This is a genomic window from Acinetobacter sp. 1424608, from assembly GCF_000588255.1.
Taxonomy (GTDB): Bacteria; Pseudomonadota; Gammaproteobacteria; order Pseudomonadales; family Moraxellaceae; genus Acinetobacter; species Acinetobacter nosocomialis.
In genome coordinates this window covers 1-24,391 of sequence record NZ_JFXL01000014.1, presented here as the reverse complement: position 1 = coordinate 24,391, position 24,391 = coordinate 1, and the positions used below count along the sequence as shown (strand labels likewise).

Genomic DNA, 24,391 nt, shown 5'->3' with positions numbered 1-24,391 from the left:
ATGTCATGGATGATGAACTAAAATGAAATTGCAACCCACTATTTCAAAAACCATTTTTTATTCTTTTTTGTTTGCGATCGGTGGTTCGCCAACGTTAGCTATGTTAGTCATTTATGGCCAAAATTATAACCCTGACTTCTTCATGACAGCATTTATGAGTCTTTCTGTTTTGATTGCTTGTGTCTTAATTCCGGTCGTTTTTATACAAAACAGTTATCTCTTATGGAAAAGGACAAGTCCCTCTCTTGAAGAGAAAGTTAAGCCTTTAAGCCATGTCTATCTTGTCCTAAATATAATATGTTTACTGTTCTGGATTTATTTGATGACTTTATCTGCTTGATCGTTACATAAATACTATGATCGTGAAGAAATGAGAGATTCAAAGCTTATGTGCTATTTCTTATAATAAGTGCAAAAGAATAAACAGTTTTTTTAAGATTTAGGTGACCCATGTTGATGAATAAGAAACTTTTTTTAAGCTTGTGTGCTGCAGGTGTTGTAACAATCTCTGGTTGCGCAACAATGGCTGACATGGCTGGGGCAGATACAGCAACATTAAATGCGCAGTCTGCACAAGGTTTTACTAAAATGGTGCAGGAAGCACGTGCTAAAGGGACTTTAGATACAAGTTCAAGTACCTATAGCCGTATTAATGCTGTTTTCAACCGTTTAAAACCTTATGCTGACCAAGTAAATCAAACAGGGCAGCCATTTAGCTGGCAGTTGGCTGTACTGAAATCAGATACTGTTAACGCCTACGTTGCACCAGGTGGTAAGGTCGTGTTCTACACAGGTATTGTGAATAAGCTCAACCTAACGGATGCTGAAATTGCAGCTGTTATGGGCCACGAAATGACGCACGCTTTAGAAGAGCATGCTAAAAGTAAAATTGGCGCACAAGCTTTAACTGATTTGGCATTAAATATTGGCTTAAGCTATGCAGGTGGTGGTAACGTTAACCAATTAGGAGCGGCTGCTGCACAACTAGGTTCGCAAGTAGGGGTGGGCTTACCATATTCGCGTAGTTTAGAGAGCCGTGCTGACCAAGGGGGCTTAATGTTAATGGCACGTGCAGGTTATAACCCAAATGCTGCTATTACCCTCTGGGAAAAAATGAACAAACTTGAAGGTGCTGGTGGTTCATCTTTCTTGTCTACTCACCCATCTAACGCTCAGCGTATTAATGATATGCGTAAAAACTTACCTGCAGCATTAGCTATTTATAATGGCCGTAGATAAGTTTTAAAACTTTAATATAAGTATAAAAACGGATGCTTAAGCATCCGTTTTTTTGTTTTTAAGGGGCAGGATTAGGCTGTTGTACATGAATAGCTTCTATGCCTTGTAAAATTTCTGGTGAAAGCTCAATTTCAAAAGCCTGAATATTCTCTTTGAGCTGATCTAAGCTAGTCGCACCAATAATTGTACTTGTCACAAAGAATTGCTGTTTAATAAAGGCTAGAGCCAATTGAGTCAGGCTTAAACCATGCTTTTCAGCGAGCTGTGCATATTGTTCCGTTGCCCATTCACTTTGTGGATTGCTATAGCGACTAAAGCGTGGAAATAGAGTAACGCGAGCATTCGCAGGACGTGCCCCATTTCTAAACTTACCAGTTAAGTAACCAAAAGCAAGAGGAGAGTATGCAAGTAATCCTACATCTTCATATTTAGCAATCTCAGACATACCGATTTCATAAGTACGATTAAGCAGGCTATAGGGGTTTTGCACACTCACAAATTTACTTACACCTAAATTTTCAGCAAGCTGTAAAAACTTCATAGTGCCCCAAGGCGTTTCATTAGATAAGCCGATATAACGAATACGTCCTCGATTAATCTCTTTTTGAAGAGCGAGTAATGTTTCTTCTAAGGGAGTAGTATCATAATCATTTTGGGCCTGCTGATTACCATAAGCGAGCGTGCCAAAAAAGTTGGTATGACGTTCTGGCCAGTGTAATTGGTAGAGATCAATATAGTCTGTTTGGAGGCGTTTAAGAGAACCATCAATCGCTTGTGAAATATGTTCACTATTAAACTTGGTATGACCTTCTCGAATATGAGTTCCACCAAAGCCGGGACCTGCAATTTTTGAAGCAAGGAATACTTTGTCACGTTGACCATGTTGTGCAAACCAATTGCCTAAAATGGTTTCAGTCGCACCATATGTTTCTGGTTTAGGGGGTACGGAATACATCTCTGCCGTATCCCAAAAATATAAACCGTGCTCTAAAGCGTAATTGAGTTGTTCGAAAGCTTCTTGTTGAGTGTTTTGCTCACCAAATGTCATAGTACCTAAGCAAATTTCTGGAAGGTTAATGCCAGTGTGACCAAGTGGTTTGAATTGCATACTGCGAAATCCTTGAGAAATTTTAAGTTAGCCTAACGGAAAATATGTATTCAACTTAAATCATAAAAACAGAATAGTTTGTAAGCTTTGTGTATTAACTCATTGTTGCATATAAAAAAAGCAAACCGAAGTTTGCTCTTTATTAAATCATTACGAATAATTATTCTTCGTCATCATAGTCTTCGTCAGTGACAGGAGTTTCTTCTAATGATGCATCAAAAATAAGAATAGCCTTACCATCGGTTTGGATCATACCTTGATCTTCTAAGGTCTTTAATACACGGCCAACCATTTCTCGTGAACAACCGACAATACGTCCAATTTCTTGACGGGTAATACGAATTTGACGACCATTCGGCAAAATCATTGCCTCTGGTTGTGAAGATAAGTCGATTAAGCAACGCGCAATACGACCAGACACATCAATGAAGGCAAGGTCAGTCATTTTACGAGTTGTATTTTTTAAACGACGAACAAGTTGCGCGAAAACGGCATAGCTGAGATCTGGATACTGTTTGCTCAGTTCATGGAAGTTGTCATATGAAATTTCTGCAATTTCACAGACATCACGGGTACGAACTTCAGCTGTACGTTGAGGGTTCGGTTCGAAAAGCCCCATTTCCCCAAAGAAGTCACCAGGATTCAAATATGCCACAACAATTTCACGCTCATCATCTTCACGTAAAATAATTGAAACTGAGCCTTTTAAAATTAAATATAAAGATTTTGACTCTGTTCCGGCATCAACAATTGTGGTTCGTTTTGGATATCTGTTGATGTGAGCACGCTTTAACAATGCTTTAACGGATTCAGGTAGTTGCCCCGGAGATAAAGCATCTGTGCTGAGTTGTGAAAAATTTGAAGTCATGCTTGATATGTTCCGAATAGGGTAAACAATTCACACAAGCTCGAGATGAGCTATTACACAGAAGAGATGAAATTCCTTATCAACTCATTTTATGTTAGTGTACAAAACAAGGGCCTGTTGACATTTCACAGATGGTTGCGACATAAGACGATTTTTCTAGACGTTACGAAGCAAGAACTATGGAATTTAGTCATTCTAAATAAATAGAGCTTAACAACGAAACGCACAAAAAAATCTGGTCTTGCGCTGCACCTAAAATGCTTAAATCGCACCTCAGATTTTGGCTGAAATTTAACAAACTTTTTTACAAAACGGGACAAAGGATTGCCCTTGTCTGTGTTTTGCGTTTTTATTTGGATTAATTTTTAGCTATTACGCAATCCATAGATGAAATGTCAACAGACCCTGCTTAAATTTATAATTTTTTTTGGGTAGTTGCAATGCAAACAAGTGTACATTGGCTAGAGAATGTTGCTTTTGAAGCGAAATCAGAGAGTGGTCATAGTGTAGTGATGGATGGCTCACCTGAGTATGGTGGCGAAAACCGTGGACCACGTCCTATGGAATTGATATTAATGGGACTTGGTGGGTGTGCTTCGTTTGATATTGTGACTATTTTAAAGAAATCTCGTCAAGATGTGACGAATGTCGTATGTCAGCTTAAAGCTGAGCGAGCAGATGCAATTCCAGCCGTTTTCACTAAAATTCATTTGCACTTTGTAGTGACAGGTAAAGCCGTAAAAGAAAAACAGGTTGCAAAAGCAGTAGAGCTATCAGCTGAAAAATATTGTTCAGCAAGTAAAATGCTTTCTGATGGTGGCGTAGAAATTACCCACGATTTTGAGATTATTGAAGCTGCATAATTTTATGTGGAACACCTGAAAAGAAAAGCTAACAGTCATGTTGGCTTTTTTTATGATAAGAACAATTCAAAAAATAAAAGGAGAATGTTGGGTGAATATTCGTTTAGCTCAATCAAAGGATACCGAATTCATATGTCACTTACTGAAACAAATGGGATATTCACAGCCATTAAGATTGATTGAGGAGCAATTCCAAAGATTAAGTAAAGATTCTAACGCAATTACATTGGTCGCAGCCGACGATTTAAATGTATATGGAGTTTTATCACTTTATTTTATTCCGCAAATTGCCTTAAAAGGGGACTTTGCCAAAATATGTTATTTGTGTGTTGACGAGAATATGCGTAGTAAAGGAGTGGGGCATTTGCTTGTACAAGAAGCAGAACGGTTGGCAAGGCAACGTGGTTGTGACCGGATGGAACTGCACTCAGGATTGCAAAGGCCTTTAGCGCATCAATTTTACCTAAGAGAAGGTTATGTCGAGGCGCCAAAGTACTTTCGTAAAGCTTTAAATTAATGAGCTGGATTTAAAAAAAGTTGAGGGTCTACCCGAGCATTGTTAAGGCTCATTCCCCAATGTAAATGTGGTCCTGTTACACGGCCTGTTTTACCGACTAAGCCGAGTACTTCACCTTGATGGATACGCTGACCTTTTTCTACTTTTATCTCGCTTAAATGGCAAAACATGCTAATTAAGCCTTGGCCGTGATCAATTAATACAGTTTGTCCATTAAAGAAATAGTGTCCTGTTTGAACGACTACACCATCTGCTGGAGCAACTACTTTTTGACCTATTGGTGCTGGAATATCCAGACCTGAATGAGGTGCACGTTCTTCACCATTGAAGAAACGTTTTCTTCCAAAAGAGTTGGTAAATTTTCCCGAAGTTGGACGTATAAATTTAGGCAAGCTTTGCCATGAACTTGTTGTGAAAGAACTATAAACCTCATTTTGTTCTTTCGCTTCTTGAGCATAGCGGTCTAATTGACTTTGGTTGGGGTTCACATAGTCTTGATTGGTAACTTTAATCCTTTGCTCAGCATAAGGATAAGACTTAACTTCTATTTGAATAGGCGCTTTATTGGTATCAAGCTGAATGCTGCCGAGTGGTGTAGATAATGGAATACCTACTACAGCATAACGTTGATGGCCTTCTTGACTGATTAAAACGGGTTTATGTTGAAAAGTGACTTGAGTAATATCGGTCGATAATGGAACGACTGCAATTCCACCGGGTCTTCTTGAGTCTTGGGGTAACTCTGCTATTGCTAGAGTCGAGCTAAAAAGACAAGTTGTTAATATAATATGTTTTAAACGCATTTTAATTTCAAAAACAGGATGGAATTAGCCTAATAAATTAATTCCTATTTTTGGAATTCTCAATGAAGACTTTGTGAAAAGAGTGGAACAGACGAAACCAAATATAAATATTTAAGCGATTTAATAAAATGTAGCTGAAGTGTACTTGAAATATATACAAAACAAACCCATATTATAATCGAGTTTTGCTCATAGTATTTTTTATAAGATCATGAAAAATATATAAAAAATTATTTGAAATCCGAAAAAGTGTTCCCATCTATTACACAAGTACGAATTTGTTGTGAGGAATAACAAGAATGCGATTTGAAAAATTTACGAACCGCTTGCAGCAAGCCCTCTCAGATGCTCAATCCTTAGCAATGGGTAAAGACCATACGGCTATAGCAGGTATTCATATTTTGAGTACCTTATTAGAAGAGCCGTCCAATATTAGTTTGTTGCAACAAGCAGGTGCACGGTTACCTGAACTTAAACAAAAGCTAGAGCAGGCTTTAAAAGATGCTCCGACTATTGCTAACCCGACGGGTGATGTCAATTTAAACCCTGAAGCAGTTAAAGCGCTTAACTTGGCAGATCGATATGCGCAAAAAGCTGGCGATGAATTTTTGTCGACTGACTGGGTTTTATTAGGCTTAGCAGAAACTGGCGAAACAAAAAATATTTTAAGTGCCGTAGGTGTAACTCCCGACAGCTTACGCAAAGTAATTGAACATATTCGAGGTAGTGACAAAGTCATGAGTAATAATCACGAAGACCAACGTGACTCACTTAATAAATATACGATTGATTTAACTGAGCGGGCTTTATCAGGGAAACTTGATCCGGTCATTGGACGTGATGATGAAATTCGACGCACTATTCAGGTCTTGTCACGTCGTACAAAAAACAACCCTGTACTCATCGGTGAGCCGGGTGTTGGTAAAACCGCTATTGTTGAAGGCTTAGCACAGCGTATTGTCAATGGTGAAGTGCCAGAAGGCTTAAAGAATAAACGTGTTTTATCACTAGATTTAGGCTCATTACTTGCAGGTGCTAAGTATCGTGGTGAGTTTGAAGAACGTTTAAAAGCTGTTTTAAAAGATTTGGCGAAACACGAAGGCGAAATCATCTTATTCATTGACGAGTTACATACACTCGTTGGTGCTGGTAAAGGTGACGGCGCGATGGATGCAGGTAATATGTTAAAACCTGCGTTGGCTCGTGGTGAACTGCGCTGTGTGGGTGCAACAACCTTAGATGAATATCGTCAATACATTGAAAAAGATGCCGCTTTAGAACGTCGTTTCCAGAAAGTTCTGGTTGATGAACCAAGCGTTGAAGATACCATTGCGATTTTACGTGGTCTAAAAGAAAAGTATGCTACTCACCATGGTGTACAAATTTTAGACTCAGCGATTATTGCAGCAGCGAAAATGTCTCATCGTTATATTACAGACCGTCAATTACCAGACAAGGCGATTGACCTGATTGATGAGGCAGCTTCTCGTATCAAAATGGAGATTGACTCTAAACCTGAAGCACTTGATAAGCTCGATCGCCGTTTAATCCAGTTGAAAATGCAGTTGGAAGCGGTGAAAAAAGATGAAGATGCAGGCAGTAAGGCCGAAGTTACTCATCTTGAAAAACAGATCGCTGAAGTTCAGAAAGAATATAACGATCTCGAAGAAGTGTGGAAATCTGAAAAAACTTTGGTAGAAGGCACTAAACAAGCTCAGGTTGAACTTGATAAAGCACGTATTGCTTTTGAGAAAGCTCAGCGTGAAGGCGATTTGGCCGAAGCAGCACGTTTACAATATGGCGTTATTCCAGAATTGCAAAAACAGCTTGAGCAAGACGAAGTTGCTGAAGAAAACGAAGAGCCAAAACTCATTCGTACTAAAGTGACTGAAAATGAAATTGCCGAAGTCGTTAGTGCTGCAACGGGTATTCCGGTTGCGAAAATGATGCAAGGCGAGCGTGAAAAACTCCTTCATATGGAAGAGTTCTTGCATGACCGTGTTGTAGGACAAGATGAAGCAGTTGTTGCGGTATCGAATGCAGTACGTCGTTCGCGTGCTGGTTTGTCTGACCCGAATCGTCCTAGCGGATCATTCTTGTTCTTAGGACCAACGGGTGTTGGTAAAACTGAGTTAACTAAAGCTTTAGCTAACTTCTTGTTTGATAGTGATGATGCCATGATTCGTATCGATATGAGTGAATTCATGGAGAAACATTCTGTCAGCCGTTTAGTTGGTGCGCCTCCGGGCTATGTAGGTTATGAAGAGGGCGGTGTTTTAACCGAAGCTGTTCGCCGTAAACCATATAGCGTGGTGTTGTTTGATGAGGTTGAAAAAGCGCATCCAGATGTTTTCAATATCTTGCTCCAAGTGTTGGATGACGGACGCTTAACCGACTCACAAGGTCGAGTAGTGGACTTCAAAAACACGGTTATTGTGATGACATCGAACTTGGGTTCACAAGATGTACGTGAGCTTGGCGAAGGTGCAACTGATGATGAAGTGCGTACAGTCGTGATGAATGCGGTAAGTCAGCATTTCCGTCCGGAATTTATTAACCGGATTGATGAGCTTGTGATTTTCCATTCACTCAAAAAAGCACAGATTCGTGGTATTGCAGATATTCAGTTAGATCGTTTACGTTCACGTCTTGTTGATCGTGATATGAGCTTAACTGTAGATGACAGTGCATTTGACTTATTGATTGATGCTGGTTTCGATCCTGTATACGGAGCACGTCCATTAAAACGTGCAATTCAACAACAGGTTGAAAACACTTTGGCTCAAAAAATCTTGTCAGGTGAGTTTGTTGCAGGTGATACCATTTTAGTTAAAGGTGAGCATGGTCACTTAGTCTTTGATAAAATGAAACTCAGCTAAGTTTGTTCTGCTAAAACCGAAAAGAGAATATGGAAACATATTCTCTTTTTTTATATTTAACTTTTATGCTGATTTGAAGATATAAGCGCAATAATTGAGTCTGCCACTTTTTGCGTGAGAGTTTTAAGTTTTTGTTCGGCATGCCCTGATAAAAAATAATGGTAATGATAAATACGTCCTAGATAAGAAATACAAATAAAAAAAGTACCTACAGGTTTTTCCGTGGTTTCACTTCCGCCATGTTTGAGTAAACCTGTACAACTTACAATAATATCGGCTTGTTGAAATAGGGTTTGACCAAGCCTACACATTTCTTCAGTTACTTGTGGTGATTCTGCTGTGTAGGTTTCGATTAACTTTGGATCAACTTTTAAAACACTGATTTTAATACTGGGGTCATAACTCACTAATCCGCCCAGTAAAATATCAGCACCACTATTTTTATGAATCGAAAACTGACTGGTTAAGTAACCTGAACTGGCACTTTCAATAAATGCAACTTTAAGTTGAAGATCTTCTAATAATTGACAGCATTGCTGAAGCATTATTCCACCTCGTATGGTGTTTATTTATGAATAAATCTAAATACAAATACATTATAAAATCACAGTAAGGGATGTGGAGTTATGGTGCAAGTCTGAGATAACAATCTATAAAAATACTTGAATATTCACAAAAAGCCTGTGAAGAATTTCAGATTTTAAAATGATCAATGCTAATTATCGGGAAGTTTCTTTATAACATTGCGACAAGGTTAAAAAGTTGCTAGTTTGATTTCATATAACGAACAATAACAATTTTAGGAAGTAGGTAATGAATAATAAGCAAGGGTATATGCTGGGAGTTTTGAACGGGGTGTTTGTATTATTATCAAATGCCTGGGCAGCACAACCAATGACAGAAAGTGCGCTAGCCACTCAAACAGGTGCGGTAACCACATCTTTACCCGTCATTATTGCTAAGGCTCAAGATGATGCACAAAAAACTGAAATAGAGCAGCACCAAGCTCGCAAAGAATTAGGCGATAACTATTTGCAAGAAGTTCGTTGGAACTCACTAAGGTCGAGTGTGTTATCACCTTATCAAGAACAAAAACAAAATCAGGTAATAGATATTAAAGAAAAGAAAAAATTAGAAATGGTTGCACTACCAGACCGAGCGGACCGCTTTACACGTTATGAGTTTGAGCCAAAGAATGTACATGGTGAAGTTATCATTACCGTAAAGTAATGATAACTTCCCGCCAAATTTATATCAGTTCAATCCTAAATGCTGAATTTTCCATGCACGGTGGATTTTTTGATTACGTTTAAAATCGGGGCCAATTGTTTCAGACGTAATTTCTTCAACGTCGTATAGCGCTTCAATTTCTTCATCCATCTCAAAGCCACGGTAGTTATTTGAGAAGTAAAGCGTACCTTCACTTGTTAAACGGTTCATTGCACGTTTAATAAGAGAAACATGGTCGCGTTGTACGTCAAAAGTACCGTAGAACTTTTTAGAGTTAGAGAAGGTAGGAGGGTCAATAAAGATAAGATCGTATTGTTCGTGACCTTCTTTTAACCATTCAAAACAGTCACTTGCAAAGAACATGTGTTGTTCATCTGCATGATCTACAGTTAAACCATTTAAAACGAAGTTTTCTTTAGACCAGCTCAAGTACGTGTTCGATAAGTCGACACTTGTAGTACTTGCAGCACCGCCTAAAGCCGCATGTAAACTGGCTGTAGATGTATAACTATATAAGTTCAGGAAGTGTTTACCACGAGCTTCTTGAGCAATACGTAGACGCATTTGACGGTGGTCAAGGAATAAACCTGTATCAAGATAGTCAGTCAGGTTTACTAAAATTTTAGCCTTACCTTCTTGAACGATAAAACGTTTTGAAGCTGTGCTTTGTTTCGTATATTGGTTAGTACCTGTCTGGCGAGCACGTGTCTTAATAAAAATGGCATCGCGGTTTAAACCGGTAACAGCACGAATTACAGCAAGCGCTAAATTAAAACGTTTTTTTGCTTTCTCAGGATCGATTGTTTTTGGTGGCGCATATTCCTGAACATGTAAGCGATCGCCATATAAATCTACAGCGACGTTAAAGTCAGGTAAGTCAGCATCATATAAACGTAAGCAGTAAATATTTTCTTTAGTAGCCCATTTTTTCAAAGCAGTCATATTTTTTTGCAAACGGTTCGCAAAATCTTGAGCTTCTTCTATTTCAACTGGTTGAGCTTGCCAAGTTGCTAAGAATGGCTGTGTTACTTTTTCTGGTTTGATTGCACCGAAACGAATGTAAATTGGTAACTTACCATTCATTAAACGTAAAGTTTCAGGCGCTTCAAAAGCTAAAACATCTGCTTGTTCAATTTGAGCTGCAATAATTGCTGCATATTGATTTGGGAAATGTTTTTGTAAAAGTGCCGATAACCCTAAGTAAAGAGAGCGATTTGATGCTTTATCACCTAAACGTTCGCCATATGGAGGGTTAGTCACAATAAAAGCTGTTTTCTTTTCAGCAGCAAAATCTGGCCAGTCAGCTAAAGTACGTTCTTCAATTTGAATTTGGCCTAATAGCTTTTCAAAGCCTGCTGCAATAATATTTTCACGAGTTGCTTTTACAGCTTCCCAGTCAGCATCAAACGCATAGAACTTAGGTAGTGGTTGCTCAAGAGCTTTTTCATGACGTTCTGCTGCTTCAGCTTTGAGAGAAAGCCAAAGTTCACGGTCATGCCCATGCCAGCCATTAAAGCCAAAACGGCGAACAAGACCAGGTGCGCGGTCAGTTAAAATCATTAATGCTTCAATGATAAATGTACCTGAACCACACATCGGGTCGAATACAAGCTCTGGATTACGTTCTTTAAGTTTGGCTTTTTGTAAAATTGCGGCAGCTAGGTTTTCTTTAATCGGTGCATCTGTCATGTAACGACGGTAGCCGCGTTTATGTAATGAGTCACCAGATAAATCTAGACAATAAGTATGTTCAGTCTTGCCAGCAAGTACATATAACGTAATTTCTGGTTGTTTAGTATCAATACTTGGACGACGGCCCACAGCTTCCATAAAGGAATCGACTACACCGTCTTTTGCTCTAAGCGTTGCAAATTGGGTATTAACTTTAATTTCACGCTCTGCATGTAAGCGAATAGCAAAGGTACTTTGTGGTGCAAAAATAAGTGACCAGTCAAAGCTCATTGCACCTTCGTAAAGCTCTTCCGCTACATCACGTGCATCATGTGTATGTTCAAGTTCAAAAGTATGGATTGGAAGTAAAACACGAGAGGCAAGACGTGACCACATGCAAATACGATAAGCATGTTCAAGTGTTCCTTCAATGATTAAACGTCCAGCTTTACGTTCTGTCACTTTGGTGCCAAGCTGTTCTATTTCTTCTTGTAAGAGGCTTTCTAAACCATCAGCACAAGTAATCCAATAGTGGTTTAAACGTAAAGAGGTATTCATAAACTCGATTGACCAAAACATATAAATATTAACGATGCAAAGTTTAACTTATTTTGATGTGTAAAGGTTTTTAAATTATTGCAACCTATCACTTGGCAACCAATAAACTGATTTTTAAAGCTTAAATCCTATAAACTGGTATGTATTTTGCTAAACCTCTATGAGTAAAGCTTATTTATTAAATGGTTTTTAACCAATTTTATGATTTGAAAGCATAGGGGAATATAAATGAAAGATATGATGGGGAATGGTTTTGTAGCCAATGCGGAAGCTTTTTCAGTGTCCACACAAATATATGTGCGTATGCGTAGGGTCACAGGACGGGTCATAGATGCATTGTATGTGGTCCAAAATAAAGATTACGCAAAGTATGTAATAGCGCTGGCTTTGGAAACAGATGACGATGAATTAAAACGTTATGTTGAACGATTAAATTCATTGACTGACACCATACCAGAGCTTCCTCAAAAACAAATCGCGGAAAATGTTCAGTTAAACGAAGAAAAAGAAATCACGGCTGAAGACATTTATCGGGCACAAGTTCCGCACCATTATATTGGTGCTTTAAGGTAATTTCGGCATGGCCCTAAATTTTCTGGTCAATTTAGGGTCTTATTCTGTAAAGTTCTTCTGCGAAAAAGATGGAATTCAGCTACACTATGCACGTTTTCGCGATTCGACCCATAGGAATCCATTATGCATATTGCAGCATTGCATCAACCGAGCCAGGTTCAGCTCAATCAAGACGGAAATTTAAAACATTTTTTAACGATTGAGGGCCTTTCAAAAGAAAACCTCACTAAGATTTTAGATACCGCTCAAAGCTTTTTAGACGATAATAATAATTTAATTAACCGCCCGCTTTTAGAAGGACGGACGGTGATGAATCTCTTCTTTGAAAACTCCACACGTACCCGTACTACTTTTGAAGCAGCAGCAAAACGTTTGTCTGCCAATGTATTAAACATTGATATAGCACGTTCAAGCACGTCAAAAGGTGAGACTTTACGAGATACACTTTGGAACCTCGAAGCAATGGCTGCCGATATTTTTGTAGTTCGCCATTCATCTTCGGGTGCTGCACATTTCATTGCTAAAGATGTATGTCCAAAAGTCGCAATTATTAATGCCGGAGATGGACGTCATGCCCATCCAACGCAAGCGATGCTCGATATGCTCACAATTCGCCGTGAGACGAAAAAACCATTTGAAGATTTGAGTGTTGCGATTATTGGTGACATTAAACATTCCCGTGTGGCACGTTCAGATGTGGCTGCACTTCAAACTCTTGGATGTAAAGACATTCGTGTAATTGCACCAAATACATTATTACCAGTTGGCTTTTCAGAATACGGTGACCATGTTCGTTTGTTCAATAACATGGATGAAGGCGTCACTGGTTGTGATGTGATTATTGCGCTACGTATTCAAAATGAGCGTATTGATTCACCAGCGTTATCTTCGCAATCTGAATTTTATAGAATGTATGGCTTAAACAAAGAGCGCCTAAGTTTAGCTAAACCGGACTGTATTGTTATGCATCCGGGACCAATGAACCGCGGTGTAGAAATTGATTCGAGTATTGCCGATGGTGACCAGTCTGTGATTTTAAAACAGGTTACTAACGGTATTGCAGTTCGTATGGCTGTACTGGCGTTGTCTATGCAAGGGCAACTGCAAGAACAAGGTTTAATTGAAGCGATTGCGTTGTAAGGAATGGATCACATGAGTATTGTAAAAATTGAAAATGTACGTGTGTTAGACCCAATCCAAAAAACAGATAGCGTACAAACTGTATATATTCAAGACGGTAAGCTCGTTGCTCCAGTCGAACAAGTTGAACAAACTATTGATGGGCAAGGCAAATGGTTAATGCCGACCATGGTTGATTTGTGTGCACGTTTACGTGAACCGGGTCAACAGCAGCATGGTACGCTTAAGTCTGAAGGAAAGGCTGCACGTGCCAATGGTATTTTGCACGTGATTACCCCACCAGACTCAAAGCCAATTGTGCAAGACAATGGTGCCCTCATTCATGGTTTGATTGAAAAGGCTTGGCACGACGGCGGTATTCACCTGCATATTATTGGTGCTCAGACCCAAGGCCTAAATGGTAAACAACCAGCAAATATGGCAGGGCTTAAAAAGGGGGGGGGTACTGCTGTTTCAAATGCAAATGCTGCTTTTGAAAATGATGATGTTGTTGTTCGTACATTAGAGTATGCCGCTGGTCTTGGTTTAACAGTCGTGTTCTATGCTGAAGAACCGCAACTTGCTAAAGATGGCTGTGCTCATGAAGGCTTTATCGCATCGCGTCAAGGTTTACCAATGATTCCGGCAATTGCTGAAACTGTAGCGATTGCTAAATACCTGCTTATGATTGAAGCGACAGGTGTCAAAGCTCACTTTGGCTTATTATCTTGCGGTGCGTCGGTTGAATTAATTCGTGCAGCAAAAGCGAAAGGTTTACCTGTTACTGCCGACGTCGCAATGCACCAGTTACATTTAACTGAACAATTAACGGATGGCTTTAACTCACTTGCACATGTTCGTCCACCATTACGTTCTGAGCAAGATAAAGAGCTTTTACGCCAAGGTTTAAAACAAGGTGTAATTGATGCAATTTGTACGCATCACGAACCATTAAGCAGTTCAGCGAAAATGGCTCCATTTGCTGAAACCCAACCTGGTATTACTGCATTTGATACTTATGTAGCTCTAGGTATCCAACTCATTAATGAAGGCTTATTTGAGCCACTTGAGTGGGTTACTAAAGTAACAAGTGCTCCTGCACAGGTAGCAAACATGACTGCGCGTTGGCAAGCTGAAGCTGGGTGGGTGTTAGTCGATCCTGAACTAAGCTGGACGTTAACTAAAGACACTATTTTGTCTCAAGGAAAAAACACGCCATTACTGGGTCAAAACCTTACTGGTAAAGTGATACAGACTTTTGCTGTATAGTTCTAACAGTTAAAAGCTTATTCAAAATATAAATAGGCAGATCATAATGATCTGCCTGTTTTGTAAATACTAGATGGAAAATTGTATATAAATTATTTAAAAGACAACAAAAGATTTCGAGCGCATTAGAATAAAAAACTATCAGCAAAGAGAAGTATTTGAATAATCAAAAAATTGCTGGTTACGACGTATAAGATTCGGGAGAATAAACAATGTCGATAAACCCTATAGAACTGCTTAAAGAAAAAGTATCATCAACAATATTGAATAATCAGGATGGATTCCTAGGCGAAAAAACTAACGCGCTCTCTAAGTTTTATCCAATTTTACTTTCATTATTAGCTGCTAAACCTGATCTTATTGGACAGTTAAAAAACAGTTTAGCTCCATCATTATCCGATCTTTTTTCTCATAATGACCAAATTAAAAATACGGTACTAACACACCTAAGTGGCACTGCACCATCTGCCGAGATTGAAAGTACACTCAATAGTGCGATCAAACCCAGTCTTAATACGATTTCTGAAGTCGCTGGAAGCGATCAACAAAGCATTGTGAACTATTTACGTCAACATGCGGAAACGATTCGTTCATATTTACCAGGGTGGGCAGTCGGCTTATTAGCTCCATTGGGTATTGGTGCGGGTTTATCATCAGTAACAACATCAACTGCACCTCCGCTTGCAGCGGCAACGGAAACGACTGGTAAATCTCGTGGTTTCTTACCGATTATTGCGCTTATTATTCTTGGTTTATTAATTGCTTGGTTATGGCGCTCTTGCCAGCATAAAGAAGCTACACCTGTACCCGAGACTACTCCTGCAAGTGGTGTAGCGGCCGCAGCAGCTGCACCTGCTACTTTAACTTTAAGTACGGACGATAAAGGGGCAGTAAGTCAATGTCAGGCAGGCATTGGTGATCAGGGCTTCTTGGCAACTTTACAAACGCAAGTTAAAAAAGTTCTTTCAGGGACTAAAGACTGTAATGTTGATACCAGTCAAACTTATGCTGCTGCATTTACCGATAAAGATGCGTTAGCAGGTGTCCTGGGTGCATTAAAAGGAGTTCCAAACGCGTCTTTAGAATGGGTTGGTGACAAAATCACTTTGAAAGCAGGTGATGCCGCAGCTTTAGAAGCTTTAACTGCAAAAGTAAAAGCACTCGTTCCTCATACTGAAGTTGTTTCAGCTGCACCACAAACAGCTGAGCAATCTGTAAGTAATAGCTTAACTGCTTCACAAACTGCTTTAGGCTCAATTGACCCGAACAATGTAGATGTAAATGCTCTAGTTAAAGCGCTTAACTTGCAAATCATTAACTTTGCGAGTGGTTCAAGTGAAATTCCAGCAGACAATAAAGCCATTCTTGACCAAGCTGCAACACTGTTAAATAAAGTGACTAGTGTGAAATTAAATGTAGGTGGTCATACAGACTCAACAGGTAATGCTGCTGCCAATAAAGCACTTTCTCAACGCCGTGCTCAAGCCGTTGTAGATTACTTGGTTTCTAAAGGCGTAGATGCATCTAAACTTGTTGCCCAAGGCCATGGTTCAGAAAACCCTGTTGCAGAAAACACAACTGAAGAAGGACGCTTTAAAAACCGTCGTATTGAGTTTTCAGTAGCTCAATAATCAATAGATTCACAAAAAAGTTTGATTTTATTGAATTCTGATTTGAAAAAAGCTTCTCATTTTGAGAAGCTTTTTTTATAAACATCAATATTGTTGGGTTGGTATGAAAATCAGTTTGTTAGGAAGTGGCCGTGTTGCTTTTCATTTGGCAAAGGCACTTTTGGCTAAGGGGCATAACATCGCACAAGTCTATGCGCGTGATTTTGAGAAAACCCAGAAATTTGCAGAACAAATTCAAGCAAAAGCATGTCAGTCTCTTCAAGAGTTTCAAGCGAGTGACTTAATTATTTTAGCTGTTTCAGACAGTGCTATTAGTGAACTTGCAATGCAAGTACACGCGTTATTTCCAGAAACGCTTATGGTTCATACTTCGGGTAGTACCAATATTGAAGTTATTAGTAATATTCATAAAAAAGCTGGGGTATTTTATCCTTTACAGACTTTTAGTTTTGAAAGAGACGTCGATTGGCAAGCCACACCATTATTTGTAGAGGCGACCAATAACGATGATTTAGTAATACTTTCTGATTTAGCAAATAGCCTAAGTAATCGAGTATATCAATACACTTCAAAACAACGTTTAACTTTACATTTAGCGGCTGTGTTTGCTTGTAATTTTAGTAACTACTGTTTTGATATGGCTAAACAGATTGTGGATGCAGAACAAGTCGACTTTAGCTTGCTTTATCCATTAATTGTGGAAACAGCAAAAAAAGCCACTGAAAATGATCCGAAACAAATGCAAACTGGGCCTGCGGTAAGGGGTGACCAAAATATTTTGGCAATGCATCAGGGGTTATTAGCCCAAGCAGAACGGGATGATTTAAAACAGGTCTATCAACTTTTAAGTGATGGCATCGTGAAGCGCCATCACTCGGCTTAAAGCTTATTTAAAAATTAAGGTTCGCCGTTATTGCCCCATTTTAAGAAGACAGCACGCTGATTTAACAGTTCAAAATATTGGTCGACATGTTTAAGTGTTGGGTGGTCAAAAGGAGTGGCCTTCCAGCGTTGTACGGATAGACCAATTGGAATATCCGCTAGAGTAAACTCAGTACCTGCAACATAGGCTTGAGTTTTTGCAAGTTGTTGGTCAAGAATCTGCATATGATGATTCCAGTTCTCAATACCTTGTTGCAATAAGTTAGGGTCTTGATGATCTGGTGAATGTCTAAGTAGAGACATAATCGTATAAGTCCAGCTGTTATTTAGCTCGATCGCTTGCCAATCAAGCCACTAGTCAACAAAGAACCTTTCTTTTGCTTGAGTAGGGTAAAGCTTATGCTCTTTATCGTAAGCATTGGCGAGATAACGGATAATACTGTTGGACTGCCAAAGGACTAAATCGCCATCTAAAACAACAGGAATTTGACCATTTGGATTTAATTGTAAATATTCAGGTGATTGAGCAGAGCGAAAGCCTCGTCCCCAATCTTCTCTCTCATATTCAAGATTTAATTCTTCACACAGCCATAAGACTTTGCGAACATTAATGGAGTTATCACGCCCTAAAATTTTTAACATGTGTTGTCCTTAGTAATTTTTAGTATGGCAAGTACCAGTCTCTATAAATAGCTAGATTCGTTTAGATTGGCAATCATTAATTAATAAGTGGAAATAGAATAGATAAGATATATGTTTATTTTTGATATTAAAAAGAAAAGGCCTAGTTTATTACTAAGCCTTTTATATTATTTACTTAATCTTTTTAAAGATAAAGTCATTAATCTTATGGCCCGACTCAATACCACGGCGTTCAAACTTAGTCACTGGGCGCCAGTCTGGACGAGGGTAGCTATTGCCTTTACCCGCCAAGTTTTCAAGGTTTGGACGGTTGTCTAGTACATCAAGCATCCATTCTGCATACGGTTCCCAGTCTGTTGCTGCATGGAAGGTACCACCAAGCTCAAGTTTCTGTTCAACCAGTTGCATACGCTCATGAATAACAAAACGGCGTTTGAAATGACGTTTCTTTTGCCAAGGGTCTGGGAAGTAAAGTTGTACACAGTTAATACTGTTGTCTGGCATTTCACGTAAAACTTGAATCGCGTCTGCATCGAGTACACGTAAGTTTTTAAGTTCCGCCATACCTGCTTCATATAAACATTGGGCAATACCAGGTACGTGTACTTCAATGCCTACATAGTTACGTTCAGGATTTGCTTTAGCCATAAGAACTAAAGAGCGGCCCATCCCAAAACCGATTTCAACAGTTAAAGGGCGCTCTGGATGTTCAAAGTGTTGACGTAAGTCACCAACAGGATATTCCAAAATTAAATCGCGATGTTGTTCTAATGCCGTGCGTTGAGACGTATTAAGTGGTGCTGAACGACGCATAAACGTCACAATTTCACGGTGTTCAGGCAAATTGTCTAAGTCTGCAATTTGCGTTTCTAACTGATCGATCGACATAACCTTGGCAATATTGAAATTCAAATGCGGTATTTTAAGTCTTCAGGTGGTCAAGTCAAATATTTCGGTGTTTTTCTTCATGTAGATGTCATGATCAATATTTAATCTAAGAGACTAATTAAAACTCACATGAACAATTTTACTCATGAAAACTTTTCAGTTAAGAACACTTTCGGTTTTTTTAAGTGCATTTGGTGCATTTTCATATAGCTCTGTTGCTCAGGCGCAGCTCATGTTTAGTCAGTATGTTGATGGTAGTAGTAATAAAAAGGGTTTAGAGATTTATAACCCGGATGGTTCTACAGTTAACTTAGCCGATTATGAGATTCAACAGTTTAATAATGGTGGCACTGCAAAAACGGTGTCTTTCCGTTTACAAGGTACACTTGCGAGTAAGCAGAAGTTTTTAGTGGGACGCTCGGAGCTACAAACTGAACTTGGTAGTAAAGTAAATCAGGTTGCTGCATTATCTTTTAATGGTGATGATGCAGTTGTACTCGTTTATAAAGGCACACCTGTCGATCGTTTTGGGCGTATTGGTGAACGACCAGAGACAGGTTGGGGAACAGCCGTTTCAAGTTTAGGAAATAGTTTTAAGCGTATTGAAACTGAAAATCCAGCTTTAAGTATTGACCCAACCGCAGCATTTGATTTGGACCACTCGTGGACAGCATGGGCAAACCGAAATGATTTTTCAAATCTATCGGGTTCGACTACTCAACCGCCTGTGCAAACGGTCAGTTGTTCAAGCTCAGATACACCAATTGCCGATTTAGCATCTTCAACACAAAATCAAACCTATACAGTACGTGGCGTAATTACTGCTGACTATCGTTATGCTAATGGTTTTTCAGGCTTTTATGTTCAAACACCTGACACTAAAGCACGTGCAAATGTAAGCAATGCCATTTTTGTTTATATACCAAATAGCAGCACGGTAAAAGGTGGCCAAGTTGGTGATGAGGTCATCTTACGTGGTCGTTTAACAAGCTATCAAAATCAACTACAGATCGACCAATTACAACAAGATATTCAGACCTGTAATACTAATATGGCAAATCAGGTTCAGCCAATTAGTCTAGAGTTACCATTTACCAGCTTAACAGGCGGTTCAACCAATTCTCCACAGCGCTATCAAGGGATGTTGGTTAAATTACCTCAGACTTTAACGGTAAGTGAAAACTATAATTACGGTCGTTATGGTGAGTTATCGTTAAGTTTAGGCCGTTTATATATTCCAACCAACTTATATCCTGCCTTGTCGCCAGAAGCGAAAGCTTTAGCTCAGAAAAATTTATTATCGAAAATTATCTTTGATGATGGTTATAACAATCAAAACCGTACGCCATGGTTACCAACAAATTTTAGTGCTGCCAATACATTGCGTTCTGGCTATCAGCTTAAAAATGTTGAAGGGATTTTAGAGTATCGTTTTAATGGTTGGCGAGTACAGCCAGTGCTTGGACGTACGCAACCAGAAGTTGTTACTCAAACAAATCCACGCCAGAGTGTCATTACAAAAAATGCCAATCATATTCGTGTAGCTTCATTTAACGTTTTGAACTATGACAATGGTGCAACAGGTTTCCCAACAGAGCGTGGTGCAAACACACAAGCAGAGTTTGATAAACAGCACCGTAAAATTGTGAGTGCATTAAAAGCGATTGATGCTGACGTATACGGTTTGATGGAAATTGCTAATAATGGTTATGGTCCAAACAGCGCAATTGCTCATTTAACCAGTGCATTAGGTCCTGATTGGAAATATGTTATTCCTGAAAATTTGGATCGTTTAGGTGGTGATGTTATTGCTGTTGCGATTATTTATAACAGCAAGCGTGTTAAGCCTTTAAACAAACCTGTTGTGCTTGATTTGGGTGATAAAAACCGAACAACCTTAGCACAAACTTTCCAAGCTGTTCGTGGTAATAAAACGTTTACCGTTATTCCAAACCATTTAAAGTCAAAAGGTTGTACTGGAGTAGATGCGAACTCTACTGATGCCGATCAAAATGATGGTCAAGGATGTTGGAATCCAACCCGTGTGAAAGCAGTTGACCAAATTGTGCAGTGGCTAGCGAAAAATCCAACTCAAGTTCCTAAGCAAAATGCTTTACTCGTTGGAGACATGAATAGCTATGCAAAAGAAGCACCAATTTTAGCTTTTGAAAAAGCTAACTATAAGGTTCTCCTCAATGATGCTAAGGTTGGACAAGGCGCTCAGGCATATAGCTATGTGTTTGGTGTGGCAAGTGATGCAAATGGTAATGGGGGAGCGGGTAACTTAGACCATGCAATTGCCGATGCAGATTTATATCCAAAAGTAGTGCGTACTTTTGCTTGGCATATCAATGCAGATGAACCAACTGTTCTAGATTACAACGAAGAATATAAAACTGATGAGCAAAAGGCTCTGTTTTATGGTGAAGATGCTTATCGTTCTTCGGACCATGATCCTGTCATTGTCGATCTAGATTTAAATGGTAAAGGTTCAAGTCATCCTGATAATGGCAACAAAAATCCTATTTTGGATTTCCTAAACCAATTAGTGGAATGGATTAGCCAACTTTTTAAACGTAATTAACGGTAAAAAATGCGTGATGGGAATGTGTTTTATCATATTTTAAACAATCGTCACGCAAGACAACTTGCAAGGTCAAACTTTTTCAAGAATATTAGGTAGTGTAAGTAATTTATAAATTTACGCTTTTTTACAATTAAGGAATTGTACAAACCTTGCAGGTTTTTTAGAAGCAATTTAAAACGTTAATGTAAGATAAGAAGGATCAGATATGAAATTATATTATTCGCCAGGCGCATGTTCTTTAGCTGCACATATTATTTTAAATGAAATTAATGTTGATTTTGATTTAGAACGAGTAAATTTAAAAACACATAAAACAGAAAAAGGTGCAGATTATTACGAAATTAATCCAAAGGGCTATGTACCAGCTTTAGAAATTAACCCAGGTTTGATTTTGACGGAAAACGTGGCGATTTTACCGTTTCTTGCTCAGCATGATCCTAAACAAGATTTGATTCCTCCTTCAGGCTTAGGCCGTGCGAAAGTGTTGGAATGGTTGGGTTATTTGAACTCTGAATTACATGACGCCTATGCAGTATTTTTTGGCGCACCGTTAACAAGCGAAGAAAAAACCAAAGCTTACGCTGAAATCGACCGTCTTTTAAAATATATCGATAATTATCTGGCTGAGTCAGATTATGACTATTTGGTAAATGATAATTTTGGTCCAGCTGATGCATACTTATTTGTGTTAACAAATTGGTCAAATTCAATTGAGCATGATCTAACGCCATATAAAAATATTATTGCACTACGTAATAAAGTTGCAGAACGTCAATCTGTACAAATCGCGATGCGTGATGAAGGTTTAATTTCATAAGCTTTTAGATGCATTAAAAAAGCCCCTAATCAATAGGGGCTTTTTTAATATTGAATATAACTTAGTGTTGAGCTTTTTCTTTTACATCAGCAGCTGCATGTTCAACAGCTTGAGCTGTATCAGCAGTTGCTTTACGCGCAGTCGCTTCAGTTTGTGCAGCAGCATTTGCAGTAGTATCGGCAGCATGGTCAGCAGCAGCATCAATCTTAGCTGTAGCGTTGTCTGTAGCAGTTGCAATATCGCTCGCAGCTTTGTCACCAGCAGATTTAATATCTGCTGTTGCTTGTTTAGCAGCATTTTCTAAATGTTCACCTGTAGTCGCACCAGTTTCTGGAGCTTTCTCTTTATTACAACCAACAAGGGCAACAGTCGCAGCAAGACCTAAAGCAACAAGTAATTTATTCATTGTGTTTTTCCTTCTAATTCATGGCATCCAAAATTATGGATGTCTAAAATATAAACATAAAGTAACTGATTAATAAAGATCAAAAATTGTTAAAAAGTTGTAACTTCAACATTAAAAAAGCCTAGCATTTTGCAATGCTAGGCTTTCGCTCAATAACAGGATTTAACCAGTTTTATTGCCCAGAACGGATGATGTAATCAAACGCAGAGAGTGATGCTTTAGCGCCTTCACCTGTAGCAATAATGATTTGTTTGTAAGGTACAGTTGTACAGTCACCTGCAGCGAATACACCTTTTACATTGGTTTCGTTGCGGTCATTGACAATAATCTCGCCACGATTAGTTAACTCAACTTCACTTTCTTTCAAGAAGTCAGTGTTTGGAAGTAAACCAATCTGTACAAAGATCCCTGCAAGCTCGACCACATGCTCTTCATCAGTCGCACGGTCTTTATATTTAAGACCGGTTACTTGTGAACCGTCACCCAATACTTCTGTGCTTAAGGCATTCATAATTACTGTGGTGTTTGGCAAGCTGTTTAACTTGTTTTGCAACACTTGGTCTGCACGAAGTTTAGTGTCAAACTCAACCAGAGTTACATGCTCAACAATACCTGCAAGGTCAATTGCCGCTTCCACACCTGAGTTACCACCACCAATCACGGCAACACGTTTACCTTTGAACAGTGGACCATCACAGTGCGGGCAGTACGCTACACCACGGGTACGGTATTCAGCTTCACCCGGTACATTCATTTCTCTCCAACGTGCACCTGTTGAAAGGATCACAGTTTTCGATTCAAGTTTTGCACCGTTTTCAAGTTCAACTTCAACCAGACCATTTGCAGTTTGGTTGGCACCCGTGATTTTGCTGACACGTTGCAGGTTCATGATATCAACATCATATTCACGAACATGTGCTTCCATCTCGGCAGCAAACTTAGGACCTTGAGTCTTTTGCACAGAAGTGAAGTTTTCAATGTCCATGGTATCCATGACCTGACCACCGAAGCGTTCAGCCACGATACCGGTGTTAATACCTTTACGTGCTGCATAGATTGCTGCTGTTGCACCTGCAGGTCCACCACCAATCACCAATACATCAAAGGCATCTTTGGCATTGAGTGCTGCTGCATCTTTTTCAGCCGAGTTGGTATCAAGTTTTGCTACGATCTCTTCAAGCGTCATACGACCTTGACCAATGTGTTCATTGTCCTGGAACACCATTGGTACAGCCATGATTTTGCGTTGTTCCACTTCGTCTTGGAAGAAAGCACCATCAATCATAGTTGCTGTAGTGTTCGGGTTATAAATGGCAATCAGGTTAAGCGCCTGTACCACGTCCGGACAGTTATGACAGCTAAGTGATACGAATACATCAAAGTTGGCTTTGAGGTTTAAACCTTTAATCTGGTTAAGCACTTCATTTGACACCTTAGGTGCATAGCCAGACACTTGTAACAGAGCCAAGATCAAAGATGTAAACTCATGTCCCATTGGTAAGCCTGCAAAGAACACACGAGGCTGTTCACCTGCTTTAGCCACACCAAAGCTTGGACGACGTGTATTGTTACCGTCAAAACGTGCAGTCACTTTGTCAGAAAGCTCAGCGATTTCAGTTACTAATTCTTTAATTTGGGCAGCTTTATCTGATTCATCTAAAGCAGCAACTAATTCGATTGGACTTTCTAAACGTTCTAGGTAAGCTTTTAATTGAGTTTTAATGTTTTGATCTAACATCTGTTTTTACTCCAATGCATCCAAATTCTTTCAATAGATGCATAGTACGTGAAAACAATGAATAGGTAAAACAGTATGTTTTTATGTATTTGATCGGTTTTTT

Annotated in this window: 21 protein-coding genes and 1 pseudogene; 13 read left to right on the top strand and 9 right to left on the bottom strand. The window is 39.1% G+C overall.

Annotated elements, in window-relative coordinates; translation table 11 throughout:
• Positions 1-22: 22 nt before the first annotated feature.
• Together J678_RS17145 and J678_RS17140 are read left to right on the top strand one after the other, a co-directional pair.
• Complete coding sequence (locus J678_RS17145) at positions 23-340, top strand: hypothetical protein (protein WP_002156849.1); 318 nt, start codon at positions 23-25, stop codon at positions 338-340.
• Between the two features lie 116 nt (positions 341-456).
• Complete coding sequence (locus J678_RS17140; RefSeq protein ID WP_017393664.1) at positions 457-1,239, top strand: M48 family metallopeptidase; 783 nt, start codon at positions 457-459, stop codon at positions 1,237-1,239.
• Between the two features lie 58 nt (positions 1,240-1,297).
• Here the strand turns inward: J678_RS17140 and J678_RS17135 are convergent, their stop codons facing one another.
• Positions 1,298-2,347: an NADP(H)-dependent aldo-keto reductase gene (locus tag J678_RS17135; protein ID WP_017393665.1), complete on the bottom strand. Its 1,050-nt coding sequence runs from the start codon at positions 2,345-2,347 to the stop codon at positions 1,298-1,300.
• Positions 2,348-2,507: 160 nt separating this feature from the next.
• Complete coding sequence (gene crp / locus J678_RS17130) at positions 2,508-3,215, bottom strand: cAMP-activated global transcriptional regulator CRP (protein WP_002156798.1); 708 nt, start codon at positions 3,213-3,215, stop codon at positions 2,508-2,510.
• Positions 3,216-3,655: 440 nt separating this feature from the next.
• Between crp and J678_RS17125 the strand changes: the two genes are divergently transcribed.
• A complete protein-coding gene (locus J678_RS17125) occupies positions 3,656-4,078 on the top strand; it encodes an OsmC family protein (RefSeq protein ID WP_001195082.1) in 423 nt (140 codons plus the stop codon).
• Between the two features lie 91 nt (positions 4,079-4,169).
• Positions 4,170-4,595, top strand: coding sequence for a GNAT family N-acetyltransferase (locus J678_RS17120; protein ID WP_025466154.1), 426 nt, complete (start codon positions 4,170-4,172; stop codon positions 4,593-4,595).
• Here the strand turns inward: J678_RS17120 and J678_RS17115 are convergent.
• Positions 4,592-5,398: a peptidoglycan DD-metalloendopeptidase family protein gene (locus J678_RS17115; protein WP_017393667.1), complete on the bottom strand. Its 807-nt coding sequence runs from the start codon at positions 5,396-5,398 to the stop codon at positions 4,592-4,594. The two genes, J678_RS17120 and J678_RS17115, sit on opposite strands and share 4 nt — an antisense overlap.
• A gap of 299 nt (positions 5,399-5,697) precedes the next feature.
• On the opposite strand from J678_RS17115, the gene clpB reads away from it, so the two are divergent.
• Positions 5,698-8,277, top strand: coding sequence for an ATP-dependent chaperone ClpB (gene clpB, locus J678_RS17110; protein WP_002156879.1), 2,580 nt, complete (start codon positions 5,698-5,700; stop codon positions 8,275-8,277).
• A gap of 56 nt (positions 8,278-8,333) precedes the next feature.
• Here clpB and J678_RS17105 read toward each other — a convergent pair whose 3' ends face one another.
• Positions 8,334-8,822: a CinA family protein gene (locus tag J678_RS17105; RefSeq protein WP_017393668.1), complete on the bottom strand. Its 489-nt coding sequence runs from the start codon at positions 8,820-8,822 to the stop codon at positions 8,334-8,336.
• Positions 8,823-9,090: 268 nt separating this feature from the next.
• Here J678_RS17105 and J678_RS17100 point away from each other — a divergent pair, with 268 nt between their 5' ends.
• On the top strand, positions 9,091-9,507 hold the full coding sequence (locus J678_RS17100) for a hypothetical protein (protein ID WP_004709837.1): 417 nt from the start codon (positions 9,091-9,093) through the stop codon (positions 9,505-9,507).
• A gap of 24 nt (positions 9,508-9,531) precedes the next feature.
• Here the strand turns inward: J678_RS17100 and rlmKL are convergent, their stop codons facing one another.
• Positions 9,532-11,736, bottom strand: a complete 2,205-nt coding sequence (gene rlmKL / locus J678_RS17095) for a bifunctional 23S rRNA (guanine(2069)-N(7))-methyltransferase RlmK/23S rRNA (guanine(2445)-N(2))-methyltransferase RlmL (protein ID WP_017393669.1) — start codon at positions 11,734-11,736, stop codon at positions 9,532-9,534.
• 228 nt (positions 11,737-11,964) lie between these two features.
• On the opposite strand from rlmKL, the gene J678_RS17090 reads away from it, so the two are divergent.
• From J678_RS17090 to J678_RS17070, 5 genes are all read left to right on the top strand, one after another.
• Positions 11,965-12,309 carry a hypothetical protein gene (locus J678_RS17090; RefSeq protein ID WP_017393670.1) on the top strand — a complete coding sequence of 115 codons (345 nt, stop codon included), beginning with the start codon at positions 11,965-11,967 and terminating at the stop codon, positions 12,307-12,309.
• 123 nt (positions 12,310-12,432) lie between these two features.
• Complete coding sequence (locus J678_RS17085) at positions 12,433-13,449, top strand: aspartate carbamoyltransferase catalytic subunit (protein ID WP_002156826.1); 1,017 nt, start codon at positions 12,433-12,435, stop codon at positions 13,447-13,449.
• A 12-nt stretch (positions 13,450-13,461) separates the two neighbouring features.
• Positions 13,462-14,697 (top strand): dihydroorotase, encoded by a 1,236-nt coding sequence (locus tag J678_RS17080; protein ID WP_031997207.1) that lies wholly within the window; start codon positions 13,462-13,464, stop codon positions 14,695-14,697.
• Between the two features lie 212 nt (positions 14,698-14,909).
• On the top strand, positions 14,910-16,328 hold the full coding sequence (locus tag J678_RS17075) for an OmpA family protein (protein ID WP_004709830.1): 1,419 nt from the start codon (positions 14,910-14,912) through the stop codon (positions 16,326-16,328).
• Between the two features lie 103 nt (positions 16,329-16,431).
• On the top strand, positions 16,432-17,211 hold the full coding sequence (locus J678_RS17070; RefSeq protein ID WP_017393672.1) for a Rossmann-like and DUF2520 domain-containing protein: 780 nt from the start codon (positions 16,432-16,434) through the stop codon (positions 17,209-17,211).
• A gap of 14 nt (positions 17,212-17,225) precedes the next feature.
• Here J678_RS17070 and J678_RS0104375 read toward each other — a convergent pair.
• Positions 17,226-17,852, bottom strand: a pseudogene (locus tag J678_RS0104375) (glutathione S-transferase family protein).
• A gap of 171 nt (positions 17,853-18,023) precedes the next feature.
• Positions 18,024-18,740, bottom strand: coding sequence for a tRNA (guanosine(46)-N7)-methyltransferase TrmB (gene trmB / locus J678_RS17065; protein WP_017393673.1), 717 nt, complete (start codon positions 18,738-18,740; stop codon positions 18,024-18,026).
• 145 nt (positions 18,741-18,885) lie between these two features.
• Here trmB and J678_RS17060 point away from each other — a divergent pair, with 145 nt between their 5' ends.
• The gene (locus tag J678_RS17060) at positions 18,886-21,324 is read left to right on the top strand and encodes an ExeM/NucH family extracellular endonuclease (RefSeq protein ID WP_017393674.1); all 2,439 of its coding nucleotides are present in this window, start codon (positions 18,886-18,888) and stop codon (positions 21,322-21,324) included.
• Between the two features lie 208 nt (positions 21,325-21,532).
• Positions 21,533-22,144, top strand: coding sequence for a glutathione binding-like protein (locus tag J678_RS17055; RefSeq protein ID WP_002156856.1), 612 nt, complete (start codon positions 21,533-21,535; stop codon positions 22,142-22,144).
• 61 nt (positions 22,145-22,205) lie between these two features.
• On the opposite strand, the gene J678_RS17050 is transcribed toward J678_RS17055, so the two are convergent.
• Together J678_RS17050 and ahpF are read right to left on the bottom strand one after the other, a co-directional pair.
• A complete protein-coding gene (locus J678_RS17050) occupies positions 22,206-22,550 on the bottom strand; it encodes a hypothetical protein (RefSeq protein WP_002156827.1) in 345 nt (114 codons plus the stop codon).
• Positions 22,551-22,722: 172 nt separating this feature from the next.
• Complete coding sequence (gene ahpF, locus J678_RS17045; protein ID WP_004887595.1) at positions 22,723-24,288, bottom strand: alkyl hydroperoxide reductase subunit F; 1,566 nt, start codon at positions 24,286-24,288, stop codon at positions 22,723-22,725.
• Positions 24,289-24,391: the final 103 nt, after the last annotated feature.